At 64.4% G+C, this 23,958-nt stretch carries 36 protein-coding genes; 3 read left to right on the forward strand and 33 right to left on the reverse strand.

The genetic code is table 11. The features are described from left to right. Nucleotides 1-18 precede the first annotated feature (18 nt). The 31 genes from AAY81_RS03915 to AAY81_RS04065 all read right to left on the reverse strand — a co-directional run bounded on the left by AAY81_RS03915 (nt 19) and on the right by AAY81_RS04065 (nt 18,165). On the reverse strand, nt 19-426 hold the full coding sequence (locus tag AAY81_RS03915; RefSeq protein WP_066661619.1) for a hypothetical protein: 408 nt from the start codon (nt 424-426) through the stop codon (nt 19-21). A gap of 30 nt (nt 427-456) precedes the next feature. Further along, nucleotides 457-1,161 (reverse strand): phage tail tube protein, encoded by a 705-nt coding sequence (locus AAY81_RS03920; RefSeq protein ID WP_066661622.1) that lies wholly within the window; start codon nt 1,159-1,161, stop codon nt 457-459. A 12-nt stretch (nt 1,162-1,173) separates the two neighbouring features. Next, entirely contained in the window at nt 1,174-1,575 is a 402-nt protein-coding gene (locus AAY81_RS03925; RefSeq protein WP_066661624.1) for a hypothetical protein, read from the reverse strand. Beyond that, nucleotides 1,572-1,907 (reverse strand): minor capsid protein, encoded by a 336-nt coding sequence (locus AAY81_RS03930; RefSeq protein WP_074777352.1) that lies wholly within the window; start codon nt 1,905-1,907, stop codon nt 1,572-1,574. Before AAY81_RS03930 ends, AAY81_RS03925 begins: the two co-directional genes overlap by 4 nt. Then, on the reverse strand, nt 1,908-2,261 hold the full coding sequence (locus tag AAY81_RS03935; protein WP_156501489.1) for a putative minor capsid protein: 354 nt from the start codon (nt 2,259-2,261) through the stop codon (nt 1,908-1,910). It abuts the gene before it with no gap. Next, nucleotides 2,243-2,572 carry a hypothetical protein gene (locus AAY81_RS03940; RefSeq protein WP_066661629.1) on the reverse strand — a complete coding sequence of 110 codons (330 nt, stop codon included), beginning with the start codon at nt 2,570-2,572 and terminating at the stop codon, nt 2,243-2,245. The genes AAY81_RS03935 and AAY81_RS03940 overlap by 19 nt, the downstream gene beginning before the upstream one ends. Further along, nucleotides 2,572-3,405, reverse strand: coding sequence for a hypothetical protein (locus AAY81_RS03945; protein ID WP_066661631.1), 834 nt, complete (start codon nt 3,403-3,405; stop codon nt 2,572-2,574). Before AAY81_RS03945 ends, AAY81_RS03940 begins: the two co-directional genes overlap by 1 nt. Before the next feature lie 14 nt (nt 3,406-3,419). Beyond that, the gene (locus tag AAY81_RS03950; protein ID WP_066661634.1) at nt 3,420-3,917 is read right to left on the reverse strand and encodes a phage scaffolding protein; all 498 of its coding nucleotides are present in this window, start codon (nt 3,915-3,917) and stop codon (nt 3,420-3,422) included. 109 nt (nt 3,918-4,026) lie between these two features. Next, on the reverse strand, nt 4,027-4,377 hold the full coding sequence (locus tag AAY81_RS03955; protein ID WP_169815792.1) for a VRR-NUC domain-containing protein: 351 nt from the start codon (nt 4,375-4,377) through the stop codon (nt 4,027-4,029). Nucleotides 4,378-4,604: 227 nt separating this feature from the next. Beyond that, a complete protein-coding gene (locus AAY81_RS03960; protein WP_066661640.1) occupies nt 4,605-4,802 on the reverse strand; it encodes a hypothetical protein in 198 nt (65 codons plus the stop codon). Beyond that, the gene (locus AAY81_RS03965) at nt 4,792-6,393 is read right to left on the reverse strand and encodes a phage minor capsid protein (protein WP_066661642.1); all 1,602 of its coding nucleotides are present in this window, start codon (nt 6,391-6,393) and stop codon (nt 4,792-4,794) included. Before AAY81_RS03965 ends, AAY81_RS03960 begins: the two co-directional genes overlap by 11 nt. Before the next feature lie 3 nt (nt 6,394-6,396). Continuing rightward, nucleotides 6,397-7,773 carry a phage portal protein gene (locus AAY81_RS03970; RefSeq protein ID WP_066661644.1) on the reverse strand — a complete coding sequence of 459 codons (1,377 nt, stop codon included), beginning with the start codon at nt 7,771-7,773 and terminating at the stop codon, nt 6,397-6,399. A 41-nt stretch (nt 7,774-7,814) separates the two neighbouring features. Then, the gene (locus AAY81_RS03975; protein ID WP_066661646.1) at nt 7,815-9,107 is read right to left on the reverse strand and encodes a PBSX family phage terminase large subunit; all 1,293 of its coding nucleotides are present in this window, start codon (nt 9,105-9,107) and stop codon (nt 7,815-7,817) included. Further along, the gene (locus AAY81_RS03980; RefSeq protein WP_066661648.1) at nt 9,094-9,549 is read right to left on the reverse strand and encodes a helix-turn-helix domain-containing protein; all 456 of its coding nucleotides are present in this window, start codon (nt 9,547-9,549) and stop codon (nt 9,094-9,096) included. Before AAY81_RS03980 ends, AAY81_RS03975 begins: the two co-directional genes overlap by 14 nt. A gap of 177 nt (nt 9,550-9,726) precedes the next feature. Further along, entirely contained in the window at nt 9,727-9,873 is a 147-nt protein-coding gene (locus AAY81_RS10410; protein ID WP_156501490.1) for a hypothetical protein, read from the reverse strand. 84 nt (nt 9,874-9,957) lie between these two features. Then, nucleotides 9,958-10,146: a hypothetical protein gene (locus AAY81_RS03985; RefSeq protein WP_066661650.1), complete on the reverse strand. Its 189-nt coding sequence runs from the start codon at nt 10,144-10,146 to the stop codon at nt 9,958-9,960. Between the two features lie 39 nt (nt 10,147-10,185). Next, entirely contained in the window at nt 10,186-10,341 is a 156-nt protein-coding gene (locus AAY81_RS10415) for a hypothetical protein (RefSeq protein ID WP_156501491.1), read from the reverse strand. After that, a complete protein-coding gene (locus AAY81_RS03990) occupies nt 10,334-11,356 on the reverse strand; it encodes a phosphoadenosine phosphosulfate reductase family protein (RefSeq protein ID WP_082867859.1) in 1,023 nt (340 codons plus the stop codon). The genes AAY81_RS10415 and AAY81_RS03990 overlap by 8 nt, the downstream gene beginning before the upstream one ends. Next, nucleotides 11,317-11,565: a hypothetical protein gene (locus tag AAY81_RS03995; protein WP_066661655.1), complete on the reverse strand. Its 249-nt coding sequence runs from the start codon at nt 11,563-11,565 to the stop codon at nt 11,317-11,319. Before AAY81_RS03995 ends, AAY81_RS03990 begins: the two co-directional genes overlap by 40 nt. Then, complete coding sequence (locus AAY81_RS04000) at nt 11,558-11,965, reverse strand: hypothetical protein (protein ID WP_066661656.1); 408 nt, start codon at nt 11,963-11,965, stop codon at nt 11,558-11,560. The genes AAY81_RS03995 and AAY81_RS04000 overlap by 8 nt, the downstream gene beginning before the upstream one ends. A gap of 575 nt (nt 11,966-12,540) precedes the next feature. Next, nucleotides 12,541-12,915: a hypothetical protein gene (locus tag AAY81_RS04015; protein WP_156501493.1), complete on the reverse strand. Its 375-nt coding sequence runs from the start codon at nt 12,913-12,915 to the stop codon at nt 12,541-12,543. Next, a complete protein-coding gene (locus tag AAY81_RS04020; RefSeq protein ID WP_066661662.1) occupies nt 12,912-13,262 on the reverse strand; it encodes a hypothetical protein in 351 nt (116 codons plus the stop codon). Before AAY81_RS04020 ends, AAY81_RS04015 begins: the two co-directional genes overlap by 4 nt. Continuing rightward, nucleotides 13,259-13,939: an ATP-binding protein gene (locus tag AAY81_RS04025; RefSeq protein WP_169815793.1), complete on the reverse strand. Its 681-nt coding sequence runs from the start codon at nt 13,937-13,939 to the stop codon at nt 13,259-13,261. The genes AAY81_RS04020 and AAY81_RS04025 overlap by 4 nt, the downstream gene beginning before the upstream one ends. A 4-nt stretch (nt 13,940-13,943) precedes the next feature. After that, complete coding sequence (locus AAY81_RS04030; protein WP_066661665.1) at nt 13,944-14,714, reverse strand: conserved phage C-terminal domain-containing protein; 771 nt, start codon at nt 14,712-14,714, stop codon at nt 13,944-13,946. Nucleotides 14,715-14,762: 48 nt separating this feature from the next. After that, complete coding sequence (locus AAY81_RS04035) at nt 14,763-15,254, reverse strand: single-stranded DNA-binding protein (RefSeq protein ID WP_066661667.1); 492 nt, start codon at nt 15,252-15,254, stop codon at nt 14,763-14,765. A 2-nt stretch (nt 15,255-15,256) separates the two neighbouring features. Next, nucleotides 15,257-15,532 (reverse strand): hypothetical protein, encoded by a 276-nt coding sequence (locus tag AAY81_RS04040; RefSeq protein WP_066661675.1) that lies wholly within the window; start codon nt 15,530-15,532, stop codon nt 15,257-15,259. Further along, the gene (gene bet, locus AAY81_RS04045; protein WP_066661677.1) at nt 15,532-16,239 is read right to left on the reverse strand and encodes a phage recombination protein Bet; all 708 of its coding nucleotides are present in this window, start codon (nt 16,237-16,239) and stop codon (nt 15,532-15,534) included. Before bet ends, AAY81_RS04040 begins: the two co-directional genes overlap by 1 nt. Continuing rightward, nucleotides 16,236-17,108 carry a DUF1351 domain-containing protein gene (locus tag AAY81_RS04050; RefSeq protein WP_066661679.1) on the reverse strand — a complete coding sequence of 291 codons (873 nt, stop codon included), beginning with the start codon at nt 17,106-17,108 and terminating at the stop codon, nt 16,236-16,238. The genes bet and AAY81_RS04050 overlap by 4 nt, the downstream gene beginning before the upstream one ends. Further along, nucleotides 17,105-17,680: a hypothetical protein gene (locus tag AAY81_RS04055; RefSeq protein ID WP_066661681.1), complete on the reverse strand. Its 576-nt coding sequence runs from the start codon at nt 17,678-17,680 to the stop codon at nt 17,105-17,107. Before AAY81_RS04055 ends, AAY81_RS04050 begins: the two co-directional genes overlap by 4 nt. Then, nucleotides 17,677-17,916 carry a hypothetical protein gene (locus tag AAY81_RS04060; protein ID WP_066661683.1) on the reverse strand — a complete coding sequence of 80 codons (240 nt, stop codon included), beginning with the start codon at nt 17,914-17,916 and terminating at the stop codon, nt 17,677-17,679. The genes AAY81_RS04055 and AAY81_RS04060 overlap by 4 nt, the downstream gene beginning before the upstream one ends. A gap of 21 nt (nt 17,917-17,937) precedes the next feature. Beyond that, a complete protein-coding gene (locus tag AAY81_RS04065) occupies nt 17,938-18,165 on the reverse strand; it encodes a helix-turn-helix transcriptional regulator (protein ID WP_066661685.1) in 228 nt (75 codons plus the stop codon). 111 nt (nt 18,166-18,276) lie between these two features. Here AAY81_RS04065 and AAY81_RS04070 point away from each other — a divergent pair, with 111 nt between their 5' ends. Genes AAY81_RS04070 through AAY81_RS04080 form a run of 3 tightly spaced genes read left to right on the forward strand, consistent with a single transcriptional unit; the run spans nt 18,277 to nt 20,815 of the window. Further along, the gene (locus AAY81_RS04070) at nt 18,277-18,948 is read left to right on the forward strand and encodes a LexA family protein (protein ID WP_066661691.1); all 672 of its coding nucleotides are present in this window, start codon (nt 18,277-18,279) and stop codon (nt 18,946-18,948) included. A 19-nt stretch (nt 18,949-18,967) separates the two neighbouring features. After that, on the forward strand, nt 18,968-19,645 hold the full coding sequence (locus AAY81_RS04075; protein ID WP_156501494.1) for a hypothetical protein: 678 nt from the start codon (nt 18,968-18,970) through the stop codon (nt 19,643-19,645). Next, nucleotides 19,646-20,815 (forward strand): site-specific integrase, encoded by a 1,170-nt coding sequence (locus AAY81_RS04080; protein ID WP_066661693.1) that lies wholly within the window; start codon nt 19,646-19,648, stop codon nt 20,813-20,815. A gap of 230 nt (nt 20,816-21,045) precedes the next feature. Here the strand turns inward: AAY81_RS04080 and AAY81_RS04085 are convergent, their stop codons facing one another. Further along, nucleotides 21,046-21,459, reverse strand: a complete 414-nt coding sequence (locus AAY81_RS04085; RefSeq protein WP_066661694.1) for a peptide deformylase — start codon at nt 21,457-21,459, stop codon at nt 21,046-21,048. A gap of 148 nt (nt 21,460-21,607) precedes the next feature. After that, a complete protein-coding gene (locus tag AAY81_RS04090; RefSeq protein WP_205630845.1) occupies nt 21,608-23,101 on the reverse strand; it encodes an APC family permease in 1,494 nt (497 codons plus the stop codon). Between the last annotated feature and the right edge of the window lie 857 nt (nt 23,102-23,958).

Consider the following 23,958-nt stretch of genomic DNA (forward strand, 5'->3'; position numbering starts at 1 on the left):
CCGTCTTCGGATGTGCCCCTACACGAGCTTGAAAGCGGCCCCATGGGCTGCCTCCGCGGTATAGCGGCGGATGCGCTCGGCGCTCTCGATGCCGATGCGCTCCATGACCAGCTCGCCGATGGACAGCATCAGCGGCACCAGCTGCAGGAAGCATGCCTGCTCGCCGTCCCCGTTCACGTCCACGTAGGCCACGGCGTCGTCCCAGCACTCCTGGCCAGCGGTCGCGATGACGAACCCGCGGGCGGCCTCCAGGGCCTTCTCCTTGTCGTCCTCGTAGCCGTCGATGGCCTCCTTCAGCTCCTCGAACGCCTTGCCCATCTTCCTCAGGGACGCATCCGTGAAGACGATGCGGTACTCCTTGGCGTCGGGGTCGTCCGACAGGCGGATGGTCTCGACTGACTTGCGCAGGTTGATTACGGTTGCCATGCTTCCTCCTTTAGTAGATTCGTCCTATGGCTAGGATGCGGTGACCGTCACAGCCACCGTCGTGCTGACGCCCGGGGCGACGATGCTCTTGATCGACACCTCGCACTCGCCAGCTGCCACGCCCTTGACGTTGCCCGCGTCGTCGACCGTGGCGACCTCGACGTCGCTGGAGGCGTAGGCGAAGGACTGGGCCGCTCCGGACGGGGATGCGGTGGCGCTGATGGCCGTCGTCTCGCCAGCGGCCACGGACACGGCCTGCGCCGTGATGGCCGTAGGCATTGCGGCCGCGGATGCGGGCGTGATGTCCGGCATGCCCTTCCAGGTCGTGGTGAAGCTGAAGGTCTGCTTCTCGTTGGCGTCGCCGCCCGTCACCTTGATCTCCTTGATGGTCACCTTGCCCTCGGCCATCGTGCCGTCGGGCGCGATGTGGCGCATGGTGGTGATGCGGTCGGAGCCCTTCTTGAAGCGCAGCCCCGCGATGAAGTCCTGGGCGGCGTTCCCGTGGTAGCGATGGCCCTCGAAGGACGTGCCGATCTTGACTCCCGTAACGTCCTCGTCGGCGTTGCCGTCGCCGTTGTAGTAGTAGGTCTCCTCGGTCTCCTCGTCGCTCTCGTCGCCCGTGGACGTGATGCCCTGGCCGATGCGCGCCCAGGTGCGGGACGTGCCGTTCGGGGTGATGTCGATGAGGTAGAGGTTGGTGTAGTTCAGCGCGAAGCCGATGTCCTGAGTCGTCATTTGCGTCTCTCCTTAGTCTTCCTCCACGCGCACTGCGATGGTGCAGCCCCACGCGTGGTAGTTGCTCTCTTCAAGTTCGATTAGCGTCGGGTCGCCCTGCACGTAGGCTCCCTGGCACCTGTACCTTCCCGTGACCGACGAGAAGTCGGCGTCCTCCATGCGCTCGGCGATGTCGCAGCAGGCCGCGCATGCGTCCCGCTCGCCGCGGCGTCGCACGATGACTCGGAAGGGGTAGGCGGCCAGGCGGCTGCCGTCCATGTAGGCCTCGATGGCCTGGGGCTGGTCGGGGCGCAAGCATATGCCCTCGCTGCCCGTGAACGCGTCGAAGCGCTTGGCCGACACGTCCCCATAGCCCCACGACTCGATGAGGGCCTTGGCCTGCATGAGTATCTCTATGGTCGTAGGGTCGTTCACGATAGCTTCTCCTTCACGAGGCGAACCCACTCGGGCTTGTGCCTCGACTTGGCCACCTCGAACCACTTGGAGGCGGCCTTGGGGTTCTTCTGGGCCTTGATGCGGTTGGCGGCCATGAAGTAGACATACGAGGCGTAGCGCTGCGGCCAGATGACCTCCTTCTCCGTGAAGTGCATGCTGTCTTGCAGGTCGCCCTTGTCGACGGGGCAGTACTCGTTGGAGTCGTTGGCCACCTTCTCGGTGAGCGCGGCCTGGGCGGCCCGCAGCTGCTGGGCCGAAAAGCGGCGCTTCATGCCCCGCAGGTCAACCTTGACCGTGATGCCGGTTGCCATCTAGCGCACCTCCACTTCCCAGTGGTGGACGTCGGCCTCTATGCGATAGGGCGTGACCTTGGAGGCCGTGGCCCACTCCCCGCCGTCGATGCTCAGCAGCGAGCCCGCGGGGATCTCGAATGCGCCTCCCGAGTTGACCGCGTCGACGTAGAGCACGCCCTGCGCGCCCTCCTCGAGCACCCAGTCCCTTCGGGCCAGGGCCTCCGCGCGGTCGAAGCGCACGTTGGAGATGGTCGTGGGCTGCTCCTCGTACTCGCCCGAGAAGTCGCCGTCCACGGGGCGGCGCACGGCCACCTCCGAGGGCAGCAGCCAGATGGGTATCGCCATGGCCATGCCTACATCAGCCCCGCCCACAGCAGCCCGCTCGTGGCCAGCTCTGCCGTCGCGGCGTCGATGGCGCACTGACGCGCCTGGGAGGCATCCATGCCGCCCAGGGACACCGACCCGATGCTCAGCGAGCCGCCAGCGCCAGTGGTGGCGAGGGAATCGGCAGCGGCGCACACGGCCCGCTTGTAGGCTGTGACGGCCGCCTCGGACTCCGATTCGTTGCGGCCGACGAGCATGCCGACCAGCGCCATGGAGCGGGGGAGGCAGCCATCGAAGGCCGCCTCCGTCGCGGTGCCGCCGTAGGACCCGCTGTAGTATGCGTAGTCCGGCGCGTCCACTATTCGCCCGTCGTCTCGCCCGCAGCCGCGGCCTTGTTGGTGTAGATGCCCGCCACCTTGTTGTTGCGCACGATGGAGCCGTAGATCCATCGCAGCTGCGCCATCCAGCCGTCGCCGTTGGTGTGCTGGCCGGGGGCGAAGGTGTAGAGCGCTGCGCGCTTGGTGATGTAGCGGATGGTGTTCGTGCCGCCGCTGATGACCGTGAAATCGGCCTGCAGCAGCTCGTCGGGAACCTCGAACACCTGGAAGCCATCGTAGCTGCCGATAGCATCGGAGATGGAGCTGTCATTGCTCCACTGGCGGTCGGTGGCGTCCTCGAGCAGGCCCAGCGCGGCGCTGGACATGTAGAGGTTGCCGCCCATGAGGCCAGCCTGCGTGAACTGGGTGCGGGCCTTGCGAATCTCGTCCTTGATGTTCGCGGCGGTCAGGGTCTCGGTGCCCTTCGTCTTGGCCTTGGTCTTGGCCACGGTGAAGAAATCCTTGTCAACGAACGGGGCCAGGATGGTGCGCTGGTACTCGCTCACGATCTTGGTGATGTCGGCCGCGGCCTCGTCGATGGCATCGGCTGCGTCGACGTAGAAGACCTTCTCCTTGTCGTTGGCCAGGGTGTAGGTCGTGCGGTTGAGCGTCACGTCGGCCTCGCCGCTCTGGAAGCGGTTGTAGTTGGCGGGGTTGGGGGAATCTCCGAAGCTCAGCTCCGGCACGCTCACCTGGCGGCCGTTCACGAACTCGGCGGCGCCAACGTCGTAGGCGGTCGCGTAGGTCGCGCCCGCGAGAACCTCGTCGATTGCGTCTACGTATTCCTTGGGGAATTCCTGGATGCTGGTAGGCATTGTCTATCTCTCCTCTAGTCCTTCAGGCCAGCCGCGGCTCGTGCCTTCTTGCGGCGGGCCTCCGAATCGTCTGGCGCTCCCGCGGGCGGCAGGCCCGTGGAGCCCTTCTTGGCGAACAGGTACGGCTTGGCCTCCTTGAGCGCGTCCACGTCGCCGTTCTCGTCGAGCAGGGTCAGCGCAACCTCGATGTCCACGCAGCCCTCCTTGGCGAGGCGGGCGCTGTTGACGCGGGCGAACTCGGCGCGCTTTGCGGCGGCTTCGGAGTCGGCTCTCATCTTCTCGATTTCGGCCTGCAGCCCCTTCAGCTCGTCGTCCTTGCCCGAGAGCCCCTGGATCTTCTCCTGGAGTTCGGCGACCTGGGCCTTGTACTTGTCGCGGTCGGCCTTGGCCTTCTCGTAGGCGATGTCCTTGTCGGGCTTGCCCTTGGCCTCGTCTTCCCCCGCGCCCTGGCCCTGCTGCTTGCCCTCCTCGGGTTCTTCCTGTTTCTGCTCGTCCTTGTTGGCGTCTGCCATCTGTCCACCTTTCACTGGGGTTTGCTCGGCTGTTCTCTCAGCCCTTCAGCGCGACGCGTCGGCCCGTCGCCAGCCTCGCGGGAATCGGCTTCCCGCCTGCCTATTTCGATTATGCGGAGCGCGTCACACCAGCGGCCATGTACGCCTCGATGGCGGCTATGGCCTCGTCGGCTCCCCAGCACACGGTGGCCTCGTAGCCCTGCTCCTCGAGGATGGACAGCCACCTCAGTTGGTTGTCGCTGGGCTTGTTGCTGCCTGCCTTCATCTCGACGTACAGGCCGTGCTTGCCACCCCTGGCCACTGGGATGCACAGGTCGGGCACGCCAGGGCGCATGCCCATCTTCTTGAGGTGCGCCGCCGTCCTGGGGCTTCTCTGCGCCTCGTTGGGGATGTGGTAGACGGGGATGCGCTTCCATTCGCACCACTCGACCACCGCCTTCTGCTCGTCTGCCTCGCTCACGTCCGCTCCTTCCATCGGTTGCCTATGGCCCGATGGTGGGGCTGGGGTCACATGGAAGACGAAGCGCCACCCTACTGGATGGCGCTCGTGGAATTACGTATCGGTCTGTATCGCGGGCTGGTGCATATTGGTGCATATTGGTGCGTTATTCGATTGGGTTGGTGTTGCCCGGGAAATGATAAAGCCGCCCGTAGGCGGCTCCCGTGGTGTGCTAGATGGATTCCAGGCTAGGCTATTTCTTTGATCTCTGCAATTTCATCGATGTAGATGACGTAATAAAACTCCCCGAAGTCAATGGAGATTGATTCCCTATCCGCTTCAGCGTATGTATCGTAGGTGACGCACCTACCCCTGACGATCTCTCCGTCCGTGCATTTCACCTCTATGTTCTTGCCCCAAAAGGCTATTGCGTCTCTAGTCTTCATCGAACAGTGCCCCTTGGTCTTTCGTGGGTACGATGTGTGTTCCCTTATCTACGCTGTAGTGTATCTTGAAATACCTGGTTGGCGTTTCATTGCCATTTTCATCAACATTGTACCCAATTATCCTGTCGCTGTGGCATATCTCCTTTTTGTCCCATCCCTTTGAGTTCATCGTCATCCGCCCCTTGCCAGCGAATTCGCGAACGAGCCTCTCGCACTCTTCAATGGAGATGGTGATATAGCTCGGGGCGATATTCTTCTTTCCTGTCTTTTTCCTTAGCTTCTCGGTGTGGTCTTTGTAGTTATACGTCCCTCTAATGTGCTTCCTCTGCGCCCCGACGTTTATGTAGTTTGCCGCGTCGTCCAGGACGCGTGCCTCGTACTCTGCTTTTGCCCTCTGGAAACGATTAAGCCTCACCTCGTCATAGTGCTTCACCTCATGCGCGGCCCTTTTGTCCAGGTGCACGATGCCCTCGGTTCCAGCTTTCCTCCTCGCGGCCCTGGCCGTCTGCTCGCGCCACCTCTCGCGGCTCAGCACGCTGTCGTTCTCCGCGATGAGCTGTCGCAGCTGGGCCTGCTTTCCGCGTATCCTGACGTTGACCGCCTTGGCGTCCAGGCCGTTGGCCTCGAGCACCTCCTTCTGTCGCTTGAGCTTGCGGATGTCGTTCTCGTAGCGGCGCTGGCGCTGCTGCAGGGCGTAGACCTCGTCGTTGTCGTAGCCCTTGCCGACCAGCGGGTCGTCCTGCCAGCGGCGGTGGTAGCCCTCGCGGTAGATGCCGATAGTGTGGCGGCAGTTGTAGCCGCCGTAGCCGTCCACGGGGTCGTAGGAGTCGCCGCCCCTGGCCATGCAGCGCTCGTAGAACGGCGGGTACTTCTCGCTCTTGCCGGACAGGCTGTACACCTTGCCCTGCCACTTGGCGTGGCTCGGGCGCGCCCCTCCGTGGCTGCTGACCTCCACCAGGTCCTCGCCGCATAGCTCGGCGATGCTGATGGTCTGCTTGGTCAGGCGGGCCATGAGCGCCTCCTGTATGACCTGGCGCATGGCGACGTCAACGGGCGTGCGCCTGATGCCCCTCGCCGTGGTCGTCTCGAATGCCGTGACTCCGCGTTCGGCCAGCTTGGTGACGGCCCACGTGGTCGCCCTGTCTCGGCCCATGTTGCCGCTGGACACCTGCAGGGCGGCGGCCCTCGTCATCTGGAAGTACTGCCTGCGAACGTCTGATGCCATGTTCGCCGCTATCTCGGATGCGCCCCGCAGCGCCTCCTTGTAGGCCTCCTGGGCCAGCCTCTCCGTCATCTCCATGATGTGCGCCGTCTGTCTCTCGGTGGCGCTTATCGTGACGGCCTCCCTGGCCGCGTTCTCCTCCAGCAGCCCGTATACGTCGCTCTTGAGGGCCTCGGCGACGTTGACGGCGCGCCTGGATTGCTCGAAGCACGTCACCTGCAGCTCGGCGGCCTCTCGGGCCACGTCAACGCCTTCCAGGCTGCTCTTCGCCAGCATCGCCGCGGCCTCGATGAGCATCGCGATCTCGAGCGCCGACAGCTCGTCTGCCGTCTCCTCTCCCGCCTGGCTTGCCTCCTCTGGGCTAATCATGCGCTAGCCCTCGAACAGGGGAGCGGCGGCCTCCTGGGCGCCTGGCACGTTGGCCCTGGCGGTGGCCTCGTCCTCGCCGTACCACTTCATGCGGAACTCCCAGGGGTTCAGCGTCACGTTCAGCTCGGCCATGTCCTGGGCCTTCTCGGCGGCCGTGTCCTGGATGATGGAGTCGTCGAAGCCCACGGCGACCTCCACGTAGTCGGGCAGCTGAGCCTGGCCCAGGTGGCGCTTGGCGCAGAAGACGGCGGCCCTGACGATGTCGCAGATGGCCCCCGCCAGCAGCTTCTCGTGCTTGCGGATGTTGCGCATCAGCTGGCTGTTGTCGCTGCTCACTTCGGTGGCGGTGCGCAGCCCCGAGCGCTCCACGAAGTAGCTCTCCCCGAAGCCGCAGCAGCCGCCCATGGCGCGCAGGGCCAGCTCGTAGGCCTCCTTCTGGGAAGAGGTGCGCATCTGGGGAGCGAACACCTCCACCAGGTCGCTGGTGGCCGCCACCTTGCGGAACACCGTGTTGTCGCGGCCGAACGGCAGCGGGCGGGACTGCCCGTCGCCGTCCCCGTAGTCGACCAGCATGTCGGCCACGAAGATGCGGGCCTTGGTAAGGTCCACCTCGTTGAAGATGGCGTCGAAGGCGAGGTCCACCGCCTCCAGGGCGTCCACGGCGTCTGCGTAGACGCTCTGGCCGTAGGGCGACATGTCCACCCGCGTGTTCTTCACGGCGGGGCGCACCACGGCGAAGGTCGGGTAGGGGCATCCCGTGGCGAAGTCGGCCTCGGTGCCATCGGGAACGACCTCGCGGCCGTCCGTGTCCCAGGCGCGGCTCAGGATGTGGTAGCCGTCGGCCTGGCGCAGGTGCAGGGTCAGCTGGTCGAGCATCTGGCCGCGGTAGCTGGCGCGGGACGCGAAGGCGCACTCCACGATGCGGCCGTCGTCCCAGCTGATGGGGATGACCTGGCGCGCGTCGTAGCGGCGCGGCACCATGCGCCCGCCCTCCACGTCCAGCCACAGCGCCCACGCGGCCGTGCCCAGCGCGAAGGCATCCTTCACGAGGTCGGAGCCGTTCAGCAGGAAGCCCGTCGAGTCCATCCAGGCGCCCAGCCACTCGTTGGCGGCCTCGTCGTCGGTGGCGACCGTGGTCTTGTCGGTCATGAGCAGGCTGGCCCACTCCTCGGCGACCTTCGCGGCTGGTCGGATGCTGCGTCGGTGGATCTTGAGCCTCTGGCCGTCCACCTTGTCCTCGTAGTCGTAGAAGTCGCCCTTGGCGGTCAGCATCCGCATCCAGCGGGCGATGAAGGGCCTCATGGCCCCGTACGGGTTCGGCAGCCCGCTCTTGGCGAGGTAGCCGGTGATTGACTCTGGCAGGGTGTATTCGTCTAGCATGGCGCGCCTTTCTCTCTGCTGAGATTATTCGGCCCGCGTCACTATCGGCCCCGCAGCACGTCCTCCATGACCGCGTATCGCACCGCATCTATGCTGTGGTCGTTGCCGTCGGGGAAGTCGTCCGTCCAGCGCCCCGACCTGTCGCGCCCGTGCTCGTAGCGCCTGAACTCGTCGTAGGCCAGCGGGCAGCGGTCGGGGTCGATGACTATCTCGCGAAGGCCCGCGAGCCACAGGTAGCTCGCGCGGCGCATGTTGCCCTTGCGGGCGGGCCTGGCGTTCAGTCCCTCGTGGCGGTACGTGGCTATGCTGGTCTGCTCGGCGCTGTCGCACCAGATGGGCTGGTTGTGGAAGCGCTCGCGGCCCCTGGCGTCGGGCCACGTGAAGCGCGCCCTCACCAGCTGGGCGGTCTCGGCGGGGGTCTGCTTGTTGGCGCTCAGCTCGTCGAATACGATGAGCCGCCTCTGGGCCGCCTGGAACTCGCACCGGACGAAGCGCCACGGGTCTGGCCACCAGCCCCAGTCCACGCCGTTGCGCGGGTTGTCGAAGGTCGCGATCTCCTCGTCGGTCACCTTGCGCGCCACGACGTTGCCGAAGACGTTGCCGCCCGTGCCGGTCACCTCGCCCAGGAATTCCCAGCGGTAGCCCTCGGGGTTGGCCTCGCGCTCGTACTCGGCGTCCTCGATGAAGGGGGCGCCCAGCCAGTCGGCGTGGCCGCTTTCCACCACGTCCAGGTAGCTGCTGGCGTCCACCACGCACCCTGGCTTGCGGCGCATCTCCTCGGCGCGCTCGTTGACCCAGCTCCACATGGTGCGGGGCGGGTTGTAGCTGTAGAACGTCCAGAAGGTGGAGCCTCCGCGCTTGAAGCTGCGCAGGGCGCTCGCCACGTCCTGCCAGGAGTCCATCTGGTCCAGCTCCTCGAACCACTGGATGGCGCAGTACCCGACCGTGAACTTCACGCCCTTGGCCTTGAGCGGGTCGTCCAGGCCGCGGAAGGCTATCTTCTGGCCCGTGGGCAGGTAGGTTATCTCCATGGGCGACACCGTGGCGTGGAAGAGCCGCTGCGCGCCCAGCTGCTGGATGGCCCACAGCATCTGGTTGTAGACGGAGCCGCGCAGGGTGTCCTTGAAGCGGCGCACGACCACGGCGTTGGCGTAGGGGTAGCGCATGATGAGCGTGGCGATGATGAGGCCGATGGCGCTGCTCTTGGTGCTGCCGCGCCCGCCCTTCATCCACCACTCGGAGTTTCCGCCGCCCGTCTCGCCGTGGTAGAACGCGTCGCCGACGATTGGGTGGAAGCGGTCGATCGTGAGGTCGGCCAGGCTAGTCGTGGCCAATTGGCCTCACCTCGGTGCCCAGGACCACCGTCACGGCGGGGCCTCCGTCTGCGTCTCCCTCTGGGTTGTCGGCCCAGCCTGCGCGGTTCTTCAGCCAGAACGCCTGGGCGGCCATGGAGGGCGGCAGGCGCTTCTCGTGGGTCTCCTCGATGGTCTCCACGACCTTGCCCGACTTGTCCCGCACCTTGCGGGTGCGCGTCTCGACCTGCGTGGCGTTGCCCGTGGCAAGGTTCCACAGCTCGTTCTCCACGTCGGCGTTGGCCTTGTCTCGCCCCTCTTTTAGGGCCTCAGAAAACTCGTGGTGGCGCTTGCGCCATCGGCACACGGTGTCCACCGTAACGCCCAGCCCCTCGGCTATCTGCTCGAGGTTGCAGCCGCGGCGCGCCAGGGCCAGCACCAGGGCGGGGGAGCGCTCGGGATCGTACTTCGTGGGCCTGCTCACGCTGCCTCCGTTCCTCGTGGCCCTTCGCTTTCTACCTCGATTCTATAGGCCCCGTAACAGCGAAAAGGCGGCCATGGGGCCGCCCTACGTGGTAGAATCGCCCTGCATGGGTCTTTTCCATTTTCCCCATGCAAGGGAAAGGGGAGCCGGTCGCGCGGCTCCCCTTCCTGATTCGGGCTATTCGTCATCGCCCTTGAACTTCGGCGGCTCCTTCCCAATCACATCGAAGAGGAAGTCGAAGGCCTCTTCCTTCGTCTTTCCCTCCTTGGAGAGGCGCTCCGCGAGGTTCGCGATTTCGTTTGCCGTCATTTCTTTTTCCTCCATTTTCTTTCCTTTCGGTAAGTACTTCCGTTTCCTTACCTGATAGGTATATTATACTATATATCTACCAGGCTACTAGCGAGAATCTTAAAGTTTTTCGCGCTCGATTTCCGCTCTAATCAGGCCCTTCAGGTACGCCGTGCAGTTGCCCTTGGATTCCAGGAACGCGATGATGTCGGCGTCGTACTCGCGGTGGCACTGCAGGGTGAAGCGCCTGGTGTGCTCCTTGATGTACTTGGTCGTGGCCCTCGTGCGGGCCGCTGCGCTGGTTGCCATCCCTCTACCTCCTAACAGATATATTATAGTATATACCCGTCACGATTCGCGGTCAACCCCGCGCCTTGCCAGCCGCTCCACGGCCAGGCACGCCAGCGCGATGGGCAGCAGGCAGGCCGCGAGCAGCAGGGCCAGGGCGTAGCCCACGACCAGCGCCGCACCCTGGCCCACGGTGAGCCGCTGCCCGCTAGCCATGGAGCACTCCATTCCTAGCGGATAGATCGGAACCAAGGTCGAAAATTGTTGGTGTGTACTCATATGGAATCCCGCAGTATTCGAGAACCTTCCCGATCCCCAGCGTCTCGATGCAATAAGCCCATTGCTTCGGGTAATCACGTTGCATCCGCTGGAACCTATTAGGCGTGGAGTCGAAGGCAATCCCGAACATGCAGAACATACAGCCCGTTCGATCTTCGCGAGTGCAATGCAGATTCCCGTCCTTTCCTTCCACTATCTCTCCGTAACAGCCCGCATATTCCAGACTGTTTTCCACGATGTAGCGCAATACGTCTTGCTCTAGCCATATACCCATCGGCATTGAAGACGGGTTGCCTTCGTTGAATGAATTGCAGCCGTATTGCATGTATCTTCGTTCGCGGCGCGATGATTCATAGGCCATCATCGCGGTCATTCGCTTCCGTCCCGTTTCCTTCTCGAACCTGGCAAAAGGCTTCTTCTTCATCACGTCACAACACTTTTCGGACACTTCGAAAGGTGCAGACACAAGTGGAATCCACTTTTTTGAAATCGAATAGCGACCACCGGACATCCTCACTTCTCGCATGTGCTCCGTTGAATGTCGCGCTTGGCGAATATATAGCGCTTGCTCTTTACCAGGAATCGGGTATCCATGTTTCTTTAATACCTGTTTGAACGTCAAATCTGGCCTTAAAACTACATCGGCCTTATCTAACGCCAGCTTCCTCACTTCTGGATACTCCATACCCGTATCGCAAAAGACGGCGGGAACATCTGGATATAGACGCTTGACGATGTCTAACAGAACCGTCGAATCCTTGCCGCCCGAAAAGCTAACGTACACGTCACCGCCCCAATGCGAATACCATTGTCTGATTCGCATTTCTGTAAATGCGATTTTGGCATCCAACGGCAACGCCTGGCGTTGTCGCATTATCTCGAACGGAATTTTCGGAATAGTTTCCGTATGGCTCATTCCTGCACCACCTTCATTGCTTTCCCAATAGCCCATTCGATTGTCTCCTGGTCAATCGCTCGCGCCAGCGCATGACATTCCAAGCATTCGGGATTAGTCGCCCCTGGCCCCGCATCTTCGAGACCATAGCAGCCGCAGTACTCGTTTCCGTTCTCATCCCTGAACTCAACCCCCGAGCCGTACGCACGTTGGCAATCCTTGTCGAGCGGTTTGCCGCGCAGGAACGCGCGCGTGAATTTACTCATGGCGCCCCCCCTCTCTCTTCCCTTCGTAGATTGGCTTGTCAGTCGAATAGTCCCAGCGGGACACCCTCATGGCGTCCCCCTTCGCCAGGCCGCGAGCGGCGGCCCAGCACCTGTCCCAGCAGACGTGGTATGGCACCTCGGGGTCGAACAGCCCGAGCGCCTCCGCGTCGTCCGCTCCCCAGCCGTCCAGCTGGAAGGTCCCGCCCAAGTGTCTCAGGCACTTGGAGGCCTCGAACGCATCCCGCTGCGGCCTCGCGTCCCAGATGCGGTCGAACGCGGGCCTCAGCGAGTCGGGCACACAGTGAGGGCGGCCGCTGAGCCACTCCCACTGCCCGGCCCTCCAGTCGCGGTCGGCGGCGGGGAAGAGGTCCAGCGCCATCTGCCCCTCGCACGCCCTCATCGCGGCTCCTCGGCGTTGCGGTAGCGCCACTTGGGGCAGAAGCCCGCCTCCAGCGCCCGCCCGTGCCCGTAGCGGCATGGCTTCGGGTGGGCGCAGTCGGCGCACGTCATGGAGCGCTTGACCGTGGCGGGCCTGATCCTGGAGTCGAGCGTTTTTATGTAGGCCCTCATGCCTCCCACCTCCCGTGCCGCGCCCACTCCATCCAGCGGCGGTTGCGCTCGCGCCGCTCCTCGGCGTGCTCGCGGTTCCAGCGGCGGCAGTACTCGCGCTTGTGCGCCCTGCACGCCGCCGGGCAGCGGCATCCCTCGTCGTAGCGCTCGGCCGTGCCGCCCTCGCACTCCCTGTCCTTCACCTTGCAGTGCATCATGCCCTCCTGTAGTACCCGAAAACGTCCGTGGGAGCCTCCCTAGGCTCGAATGAGGGGCACTTTCCCCACGGCGCGGTAAATCCATCGTCCAAATCGCAAACGCCCGTCATATCGGCCGAGGATTGCCACCTATGGCAGTGGCCGCACCAGCGGCACGTGCCATTGGGCTCCATCGGCCTCGGCTCTGCGGGCGGCTTCTGCCCGAACATCACGGCCTCCTTCCGTACGTCTTCCACCTCCTGGCCTCGACCCAGCCGCGCAGCGGGCGGTACTCGCCGCGGTGCAGCCTCCAGGCCAGCTCGTCGTCCATTGGGACGTCGCTGCGCCACCAGACCCAGCCGCCCATGCCGTCGCACCACTGCAGGTGCAGCAGGCGGCCGTGGGCCGCGCCATGGCATCCCGTCGTGCCGCTGCCGCACAGCAGCACCTTGGGGATGCGGCGCTCCATGGCGGCCGACACGCCGCCCATGCCCTTCTGGATGACGTGGTGACGGTTCGTCGCGGGCCTGCCGCAGACCGCGCAGCGGCACCCGTCCGCCACGCTCGGCCTGTCCAGCAGCCCGTCCCTGTACGCGCCCCTCATCGCCATCCCGCCTGGGTCCACTCGCGCTGCAGCTGCTCGCGGATGGCGTCGGCCTCGCGCTTTCGCAGCATCACGGCCTCGCGGCTCGCGGCGTAGGCCACCTCGGCGGCCTCCAGCAGGTACTTGAGCCTGGCCACCTCCGCATCGCCGCGGGCCACGTCGGCGACCATGGAGGCGGGCAGCCTCTCCTCCAGGCGCAGCCTCAGCTCCTCGCGGGCCAGCGCCACGCGGTAGGCGCTGCGGGCCTTCGCCATGGCGCGCCCGTCCGTCTGCATGCCCGCGATGGCCTCCTCGCATTCGGCCAGCTTGTCCTCCAGGCTCGCCTGGAGCATCAGCCCGTCGCTCATCTCGCGGCCCTCCAGTCCCAGCCGTCGGTCTGCACGGAGCGGCACTCCTGCAGTCGGCTCGCGATCGCCTCGGCGGTCTTCGGCTCGGCGGCCCTGGCCATGCGCTCGGCCAGCTCGGCCAGGTCGTAGTTGCTCGTGACGCAGGTCCAGCGCCTGTTGGCGTACCGCTCGTTCACCAGCTCGTACATCCACCGCACGGCCCAGTCGCGGTCGGACTCCTTGCCCAGGTCGTCCAGCACCAGGTAGTCGCAGCCCCTCAGCTCCTCGTAGCGCTCCGGGTCGTGTATCGCGCAGCTGGCGGCCTCGACGCTGCCGACGAAGGCCACCTTGTCGCCCGCGGCCACCAGGGCCTCGGCGAGGGCCCCGGCTATCGCGGTCTTGCCCTCGCCGGAGCCGCCGTGGACGTAGAGCCACTCGCCGCGGCGGGCGCAGTCGAGGTGCGCCGAGACGTCCAGCCCCGAGCCCAGGAAGCGGCTGGGGATGCCGGCGCGGCGGCAGCGCTCCTCGAGCGTGCGGCCCACCTTGGGCGGGTTCATGTCGCGCTGGGATGCGGCGCAGCCGCACGAGCCGTAGCAGGGTGGGTGGTAGGTTCGGCCGCGGACCACGACGGTGGTGCGGCGCAGGGCCTTGCCGCAGTGGGGGCACAGCTTGGGGGCGTTCGCGACGATCGCGTCCATGGGGCTAGCCATTGCCGCCTCCCTCGCCGCGCAGTCGGAAGCGGGAGTAGGCCCGCGCCTTCCCGCTGCTGGCCCTCGCCTGCTGTAGGTACCCCTCGAACTTCGGGCCGAAGAGGGTCTCGGGGCGCAGGTACTGCGCCATCCTGGGGTCGCCCAGCCATTCGGAGCACTTGAGGTCGGTCACGGCGTTCAGGTCGTCGACCGTGTAGCTCTCGCGCAGCCTCGCGGAGACGTGGCGCACGGTGCTGGCGGTCGTGGGGCGGAAGGCCTTGCCGGTCTTCTCGTTGAGATGGTCCACGGCGTCGGTCACCGCGGCGATGGTCGCGGCGTCCCGCTCCTTGCCCGATTCTCCGCTGGGGGGACATATAGGGGGGTTATCTTTTTCCCTATCTTTTTCAATATCTTTTTTACTTATATAGGGGGTGCAATTTTTGCACGGGGTGGGTGCAATTTCTGCACCCTCTAGGGGCAATTTTTGCACGGGGTGCAATTTCTGCACCCCCATCGCCTTGAGCGTTCGGACGGATTTGCCGTCAATGATGGCCTGGCCTTTTTCTACGAGGCCCTTCCCACAGAGGGACCCTACTGCGGCCTTTACCGACCTCTCGCTCGCACCCGTCCACTCAGACAGGAACTCGTTCGTTCCCACGAAGCGCCCGTCGCCGCCCTGGGAGAACCCGTGGATGACGGCGTAGACCAGCAGCTCGGTCTTCGCCAGGTGCAGCTCGTCTCGCATGAACGACTGGATGACCATGTATGCGTTGTCCGGCAGCATTGCTCTCCTCTCCAATCGGGGCGGGGCCGTGGCCCCGCCGTCGGCTTCCTAGAACGGGATGTCCTCGTCGTAGACGGGGGCGGGGGCGTACTGCTGCTGCGGCGCCGCCTGGGACGCGTAGCCCACCTGCTGCGGCACGAAGTAGCCAGCTTGCGGCGCTTGCTGCTGGGGGATGGGCTGCGCCTGCCCGGGGCGCGGCTGCTGGGCCGCCTGGCGCTGCTGCATCAGCTCGATCTCGTCCACGATGACCTCGAGCTTGCTGCGCTTCTGGCCATCCTTCTCCCAGCTGCTCCAGCGCAGCTTGCCCTCGATGGCCACCTTGGACCCCTTGGCCAGGTAGGGCGCGATTCCGCGGGCGCGGTTGCCGAACAGCGTGCAGTCGACGAAGTTCGGATAGTCTTCCCATTCCCCGGTCTGCGCGTTCTTGCGGCGGTCGTTGACCGCGACGCCGAAGCCGAGGACCTCCATGCCGCTGGCCGTCTGGCGCAGGTCGGGGTCGCGCGTTAGGTTGCCGCTGATGACGACTCGGTTGATCCCCATCCCTACATCGCCCCCTTCGGCTGCATCGCGGCCAGCATCGCCTTGATGTCGGCCAGCTCGGCGAGCACCTGGCCCCAGGCCGTGGCCTCGCCGATTTCCATCTGCTGCTGGCGCTCGTCCAGCAGGTGGTCGTACGCGCCGTTGCGGATGAGGCGCACGGTGGTCTCGCTCAGGTCGAGCCATGCGGCCACCTGGCCGTTCCTGTCGCTTGGGTGCTCGCGGACGAACTCCTTGACCTGGCGCACCTTCTCCGCGGTGATTCGCTTCTTCTTGGGCATTAGAACTCCTCGCTCTCGTAATCGCATTCGATGGGCTGCGCCTCGTAGGCTTCGGGCGCCGCCTCCTGGTAGATCTCCTCGTATTCGGGCGTCTGGGAGAACGCCTGCGGGCGCGCCTGGCGCTCCTGCGGCTCGGGCATCTCGGCCTGGTCGTAGACGCCGCCGAACTTGCCCGGGTAGGCGTCTCGCAGGGCCTGGACGACCGCCACCTTGCGAATCATGGTCGCGGGCTTGGTCTTCCACAGGCTGCGCTTCTGGTCGTACTCCTCCAGGCTCACCACGGCCTCGCTGGGGTGGCTGCGCTCCTTGGAGTAGACGCGCGCCCAGCCACCCACGAGCCGCTCGGTGGACTGCCCGACCAGCGCGCCCACGCGGTACTCGAGCTTGCCGTCCTTGTGGGCCACGACCACGCCAGCCTCCATGCCGTCGTAGTCGGGCTGCTCGGCGGCGGTTCGCAGGTAGTAGTCCTTCGAGACGATGACGCTGGCCTGCTTGCCGTTGTATCCGTTGAACACGGTCATGTAGGCGTCACCCGCCAGCGGGTTGAGGCCGCGCGCCTGGCACTGGGCCATGAAGCGGAACACGTCGCGCTCGTCGGCCTCGGAATTGCCCGTCACGACGTACTTGGCCACGATCGCGGGGGACAGCTTCACCTCCTGGCCGTCTGACGCCGTGTACTTGACCATGGCGGGGTTCTGCTCGCTCATCGCAGGGCCTCCTTGCTCTTGCCGATGCTGCCGTGGATGCCCGCCTCGCGCAGGAAGCCCAGCAGGGCCGCGCGCTGCGGCTCGGTGCAGACGACGCGCAGGTACCACGTGGAGGCCTGCTCGTCGGCGAACACCTCGGGCGCGGGTTCCGCGACCTCGGGGACCTCGGGGGCCGCCTCGGGCTGGGCCTCCTCTCGGTAGGCCTCCACCTCGGCGCGCATGGCGTCGATGCGGGCCTGCTCCTCGGCACGGGCCGCCATGACGCTCAGCGCCTGGGCCACGTCCAGGGTGCGGAAGAAGGCCGCCTCGCCCTCGGCGTAGAACGGGTCGCCCTGGCGGCCCTTGAGGGCCTCCCAGTCGCTCGCGACCTTGGAGACTTTCGCCTCCAGCTCCTCGGCCGCCTTGGCTGGCTTGGTGGAGGCGTTGAGCCACTTGGGCTCCAGGATGCGCTCGAAGGGCACCACGGGCACCAGGGCGGGGGCGAAGTCCTCGTAGGTGCGCTCCAGGCCCTCGCGGCGCTTGGCCTTGGCCGCCTCCGTCTTGCAGGTCAGCATCGCGCCCAGCTGGTCGGCCGCCTCCTGGGCTGGCCCCAGCAGCTCCTTCACCTTCGCGGCGAACTCGTCGTAGGGCGCCATGTACTGGCGCTTGATGGCCTTGCGCCCATCCTCGACGTCGTTGATAATCTTGTTTACGCTGGCGCGGGTGGTTCGAAGTTCCGCGCTCGTGTACTTGGACAGGGCTTCGTCGCTCATGTCGGCGTAGGGGGCGAGCAGCTCGCCCAGGCGCTCGCGCATGGCGTCGAAGTCCGCCTCTATGGTCGCCGGCTGGAACCTCGTGCCCAGCTCCGCGATCTCTTCGCTCTTACTCACAGTCCATCAGTCCCTTCAGCAGCATCAGCGCAACGGGCAGCTCCAATGCCAGGAAGACCACTAGGTCCGTCTTCCACGTCGCGCCCTCGATTTCCGTCCCAGCCAAAGAGCGGTAGAGTTTTTTCGCCCTCTGGCCTGCGAGTTGACAAAACCTCTGACAAGTCCGCAGAATCTCCACGGCCAGCATTCGAGCCACGGGCCGCGCGGCGTATCCGCGTCGCCTCCTGCCTCGCCGCCGCGTGCTCCCTGCACGCCCTGAGGTAGTCGCCATCGCTCTCGTTCCTCCTTATCTCGGCTCTCAGCCTCTCGTTCTTCTTCCTCTGCTCGGTGGCCAGCCACCTCTTGTGGCAGACCCTGCACCGCCCGTCGCGGTCGAGCTTCGGCACCTTGCGCCCGCACTCGGGGCAAATCTCGTAGCGGGCCAGCGAGACTCCCAGGCGGCTCGCCCTGCGGATGACCGCCTCCTCGGTATGGAGCACGCCGCACTCGACGAAGATGCGCGTCCTGGCCCCAGCGGCTCCCGTGCTGGCAGCCGCCCTCAGCGCGTCGTCCTGCTCGGTGGTCCACCTCACTGGGCGCTCACCCCGTGGATCTCCTCGTGCAGCCAGCGCTCGAAGTCCGACCAGCGAATCTTGACCATGCGGCGCTTGGCCCCGGCCTTCAGGCACGGCAGCGGGTGGTGCTGCGCGTCCCTCCAGCAGGCCTCTCGGATGAAGTCCTCGGAGACCGTGCCGTTGGTCATCCTCGCCACGACGGCGGGGGACAGCAGGTTCTCGAAGTCGCCCGTGCGGCGTTGCGCCTGCTCCATCTCTTCCTCCTTTCTGTAAGCCTACTTACAATCGCTGTCCAAAAAAATAAACCTGTCGGCCAGCTCGCGCTTCAGTTCGTCCTGGCCGTCTTCGCCCACGCTCTCGGCAATTGCCTGAAGCTCCCCGAGGCTGAACAAGCTGGGGTCTCGTTCCTTTCTCGAATAGGTGGTTATACTCATGCCTATGGCGTCTGCCAGCGTCTGCTGGTTCATGCCGGCGCGCAAACGCGCCACTCGTACTCCGTTCATTTTGTCACCTCCTTGTAAGTACAGTTACATATTAATCAAGTCTTTTGTAATTGCAAGTTAAATTTACAAGTTTTTGTAAAAATGGTTACATGCTGGGTAGGAGGATTACAAATGGATGCATTTTCGAAGAACTTATCGGCGCTTATCGAAGATAGGCGGCTTACCCAGCAGGAATTTGCCGATTCCATCGGCGTTTCGCTTACGACCGTCAATGGATGGCTGCGCCGTGGCGTTCAGCCCAAGGCGTTTAGCATAGACGCCATCGCCTCGAAGTATGGCCTGTCGAGCGATGACCTCCTCAGCGCCACGTCGGGCTTCTACGCCAAGGCCCACGGCCTCACGGAGGCCCCCGCGGGAGCGCTGGCCCCCAGGGAGCCGAGGCGGGCCTACGCGCCGCTGTACGGCCGCGTCCACGCGGGTGGGGCGGGTGCGCCCGACCTCCTGGAGGACCGCATCCCCATTCCCTACGAGGTCTTCGAGCACCACCAGCACGGCTACTTCCTGGAAGTGGAGGGAAGCTGCATGAACCGCGTGTACCCCGAGGGGTGCTTCATCTTCATAGACCCCGACCAGCCGCCGCGCAACGGCAGCATCGCCGTCGTGAGCATTGACGGCGGCGACTACGTGATGCGCCGCCTGCTGCGCGGCGCCAACGCCTTCATACTGGCCCCTGAGTCGTTCGACGGCCAGTGGGAGGACATCGTGTTCCGCGAGGGCGACGGCCACCAGGTGGAGATGGTGGGCACCGTCGTCTGGTACCAGCCGCAGAGGGAGATGGAGTAGCATGGGATTGATACGGCATATGGCCTCCAAGGCGCTCGGCATGGCATCGGATGCCCTGCGAGATGACGGCCAGCGGGCTGATGGTGCCCAACGCGGGGAGATGCGCCTGGTGGGCAGGCTTGAGGTCGCCGACCCGTGCGGGTTCTCGTTCGGCGAGGTGATAATGAAGTACGTCGGCCATCTTCCGCATGATGACGGCACCATGCCGCCGAACGCGCCGCTGCATGACATTGCCGTTCTGCTCAGCGGCGGAAACCACGACAAGGCAGCTCGGGACCTCGAGGTGCTTGTCCGCACGGCCATCCTTGCATCTAGGGATTACGGGTGCGTCTCCGCCGATGCCCTGTCGCTGCTCGGCGACGTCGTTCCCGCGATTCCGTGGAAGGACGCCCCGCATTCCTTTACCCTCAGGTTCGCCCCGCCGACGAAGACCGGCAAGCGACGCAAGTACCCGCTGTCGGTTCATCTTGGCTCATTCTCCGATAGGGGCGACCTCATAGCGGACATCGACTACTTCCCGAACGGGGAGCCGGGCAAGGCCCGCATCGTGATATGGAGCATGGTGAACCGCGTCAAGGTCGGCACCCTGGTGGAGTTCTCCATGGACATGGGGCACCTCGATCCCTCATGCATCGAGGTATCCAACCCTCGCGTCGGATTCGACTGGGATAGGGTCTGGGTCAGGGAGGCGAGGTAGATGCGATCGGTCGAGGGCAGCGTCGTGAAGGTCGGCGAGGGGCGCTACCGCGTCTCCGTCGAGCTGCCGCGCGACCCCAGGACGGGGAGGCGCGTCAGGCGCTCCAGGACCGTGAGGGGCACCAGGCGCGAGGCCGAGGCCGCCAAGCGGGAGCTGCTGGAGGAGGCTGGCGCGGAGCCAGCCGCCATGCCCGTGACCGTGGAGGAGTACGCCGAGGGCGTCTACCTGCCGGCAAAGGCGCTGGAGGTGAGGGCCACCACGCTCGTGGGCTACCGCGGCAGGCTGCGCAACCACGTCTACCCGGCGTTCGGTCAGGTGGAGCTGTCCCAGGTGACGCCCCAGGCCATCAGGAGGTGGCTGGGCGGCTTCGAGAGGCCAGCCACGGCCGAGGAGGCCTACCGCACGCTCTCCCAGCTCATGTCCTTCGCCATGTACGACGGGGCCATCGAGTCCAACCCGTTCGACCGCGTCAGGCGGCCGAGGCGGCAGCGCTACGAGCCCGTGGTGCTCGATGCCTCCCAGATGCGCGCCTACCTGGAGCTGTTCCATGGCACCCGCGTGGAGGCCGCCGTGCTGCTGGCCGCCGGGTGCGGGCTGAGGCGTGGGGAGATATGCGGCCTGGACGTGGACGACGTGGACTGGGAGACGGGCGAGGTGCGCGTGTCGGGCACCTACATCATGGTGGACGGCGTGCCCACCGAGGAGGACACGAAGAGCGAGCGGAGCCGCCGCACGGTCCACATGCCGCCGCAGCTGCTTGGCAGGCTGCGTGACGTATCGCCCGAATCGGGACCGCTGCTGGCCGAGGATGGCGTCAGGATGAACCCCGACAACGTGAGCCACGAGTACAGGCGCATCCTGGATGCGTCGGACGTCGAGCCGAAGGTGCCACTCAAGAACCTGCGCCACAGCAGCCTGACGCTGGCCTACGACTCGGGCGCCCGCCTGCTGGACGTCAGGGACAGGGCGGGCCACTCCAGCGAGTCGATAACGGCCCGCTACTACGTCAGGCCCAAGACGTCGGGGGACGAGGAGATAGCGGAGGCGATAGGCGAGGCGCTCGTTACATCGCGTTACATCTCTGGCGGGAATCCGCCAAAAGATGACCCCGTAGCGGAATTCGAGGCCGAACTAGCTGCGGTTACGCTGGAATCCGTGGAGCACTTCTAAACGAGATTGCGGCTGATGCTCTCTCAAGGCGGAGATCACGAGTTCGAATCTCGTACGGGCTACCAAATGTTCGCAGGTCAGGATGTATATCCTGACCTGCTTTGTTTTTTCCTGCAGGCTGGATGCGTGACAATTCGTGACATCTTTGCGAGCAGCTTCAGAGTACTGCTCTTTTCGCTTCCTCTTTGCCGTCCGTTGGTGAGGAAGCCTGCCAGCGAACGCTGGGGTACCTAGATGAGGATGCCGTTGCAGTGGTCGATTTCGTGCTGGATTGCCTGCGCGACCCTTCCCTTGAAGGAGCGTTTGATAGCCTGCATCGCTTCATCTTGATAGGACACGGTGATGCGTTCATAGCGGAGTGTTTCCCGTTCCCCTGGGAGCGATAGGCATCCCTCTGTGGCGTTGTATGGTTGCTTGCAATCGACGATTTCCGGGTTGAACATCGTGAGAACCTGGGATGCCTCATCGAGAACGGCGATGATGCGTTTACGCTGGCCAATCATGTTGGCGGCCATGCCCACGCATGTCGCCCGGTGTGCTTCCAGCGTTTCGGCGAGGTCGCGTGCTATGGCAATGTCCGCCGTCGTGGCCTCTACGCTTGGCTGTTTCAGGAAGAACTGCTTGTCCATGATGGGTCGAATCATATGTGCCTCGCTTTCTCTTTTTCTCTAGTGTACTGCGAGGGCTTGCGGTTTCGCGCATTTTGCGGTTACGCGGGAATGTCGTGGGGGATGGCGGAATGGCGTGCATAGTGAAACGGGGAGGGCCAATGGCTCCTCCCCGTCACGTTCGTTAGGCGATGGCCAGGGGCAATGCGTAGAGAAGTAGCGCGATGAGCGCTGCCGCTATCGAGATGACGGTCCAGAGCTTGAATTCCCGGTCCATCTTGGCGCGTTCCTCGGGCTCGGGTTCGGCGGGAGCCTTGTCCGGAATGACGATTTCGCTCTTGCCGTAGATGCTCTGGCAGATGAAGAAGATGACAAGGCCAGCGACGCACCAAATGGCACCCGTAATCATGGCGTCGGATTCGAGCTGCGTCATCATGATGGCGTAGATGATGGCGCTTATGATGCCGCCCACCATCAGACCGCGCACCTTGAAGGGGCGATTCATTTCGGGGTAGCGCACGCGCAGGCCAATGGCCGCGCAGATGCCGATGATGTAGTAGAACAGGTCGGCGAACAGGCTTAGCGAGGCGATGTAATCCAGCGTGTTCGTGCATACGAGCAGGATGGAACCGGCGCCGAGCACGATGATGGATACGAAGGGCGTTTCGTACTTCGGGTGCACCTTCGCGAATACGCGCGGCATGGCTCCGTCGCGCGCCATGGTGAACAGATAGCGCGGCGGCACGGCGATGCTTGCGTTCAGGGTGGAGAAGTCACCGCCGAATGCGATGCCAGCTGCGAGCAGGGCAAGCGGGAGGCCCAGGATACCCGCCGTCATCATACCCTCTGCATAGGGGGCCGAGGATTCGGCGATAGCCGCGAGGCTATCCGTGGGTGCGATTCCCACTAGGAACCACTGGAACAGCGCGTTGACCGCGAAGATGATGAAGGGCGACAGGATGAGTGCGCGAGGAATGTTGATGTGCGGATACTTGATTTCCTCGCCCATGGCGCAGCACGTTTCGAAGCCCGCGAAACACCACCAGATGATGGCTACGCATGCGATGAAGCCCATGCCGTCCGTTTGACCCAGGAAGTCGGGAGCCTGGACGAAGTGGGGAAGCGATACGTTCGGGATCATCGTGAGGAACCAGATGAGCGCCACGCCCCAGAAGAAGAACATGAAGGCGTTCTGCAGGCGGCCCGTGATCTTCACGCCGCGTACGTTCGTGATGGTGAACACGGCCAGTGCGATGGCTGCGATCACGGCGTCGGGGATGGGCAGGTCTACGCCGAAGGCGAGGAATATCGTTTTCAGGTAGTAGCTGAAGGCGAGCGATTCGCCGCCGGTAACCGCCACGAGCGAGATGATGAAGTTCCAGCCTGCGAGCATGCCGAAGGGGCGTCCCAGTCCCAGCGAGGCGTACTGGTACGTTCCGCCTGCATAGGGCAGGGCTGCGCCCATTTCGCCGTACATGAGCGCGGGGAAGATGCTCACCAGCATGGCGACGAGCGTTGCGAGCACCACTTGCGGGCCCATTTCGCCAACGATGTTTCCGCCTGTCGTGAAGAGGCCAACGCCAATTACCGTGCCAACGGTGATGGTGATGCATTCGCGCATGCCAAATGCGCGCTTTAGCTTGGGCTGCTCGTTCGATTGCGCAATTGCGTTTTCCATGTGCATCCTTTCGGGGCTTGTGGGAATCAACCGTATGCGGAGTGCCTTTTGCAGGCGACGGACTCCGTCGCGCCACACTATAGCACTACAGCGTGGCAAAGTGCCCGACGATAACGAGCTTGCCGCAAAGCTTTCGTTTCCGTGGTTGATTCGGCGTGGCCAGACCTCGCGATAGCGCGCGTAGCCTGCCGGGTTATGCGATGAAGCCCTCCAGGTCCATCTGCATGAGGTACACGTCTTCTCGCATGGAGCGGGCCTGCTGACGCGTCAGGCGGCCCTTTTCGTATTCCTGCTGGATGGTTTCCAGCTCGAGTTTCAGGCCGACTGCCTGCATGTCGTTGAAATCCTCGTTGTACGAGGCGATTTGCTGCGTGATCGAAGGGATGCCCTGGCGCAGGCGGGCAAGGGTGCCATGGTGCGCCGCGAGCACCGAGGCGACGGTCGTGGAGCTGAAGAGCTTGCCGTCGAGCATGCCTTCGAGCTGCTTGATGGTAGCTTCCTCCACTTCGATTTGGAGGTTGGTCATGGCAATCTTGTCTTCCAGGCCGGCGGGCTTCACGCTCTTGCGTATTACGCCGATGGCCATATGCACGGAGCGCAGGCCCCGCTTGGCGATGCGTGTGATGGCGCGGCGGAAGCTCCCGTGGGAATGTCGGGCGACGTTCTCCATGCGGTCGAGCTTTTTCAGGAACGCGTAGCCCAAGACGAGGTCGACCTTATCCTCGTCCATGAGCGTGTTCACATAGTCGTTTTGGAATTGCAACACCCAGAGGCGCGCGTTCGTCCCCTCGTCACGTAGGCGGGGGTCAGTGATGTCGTTTTGCGTTCGTATGCGCGAGATGCGGTTCAGGTACGAA

It is taken from the genome of Denitrobacterium detoxificans, assembly GCF_001643775.1.
Taxonomy (GTDB): domain Bacteria; phylum Actinomycetota; class Coriobacteriia; order Coriobacteriales; family Eggerthellaceae; genus Denitrobacterium; species Denitrobacterium detoxificans.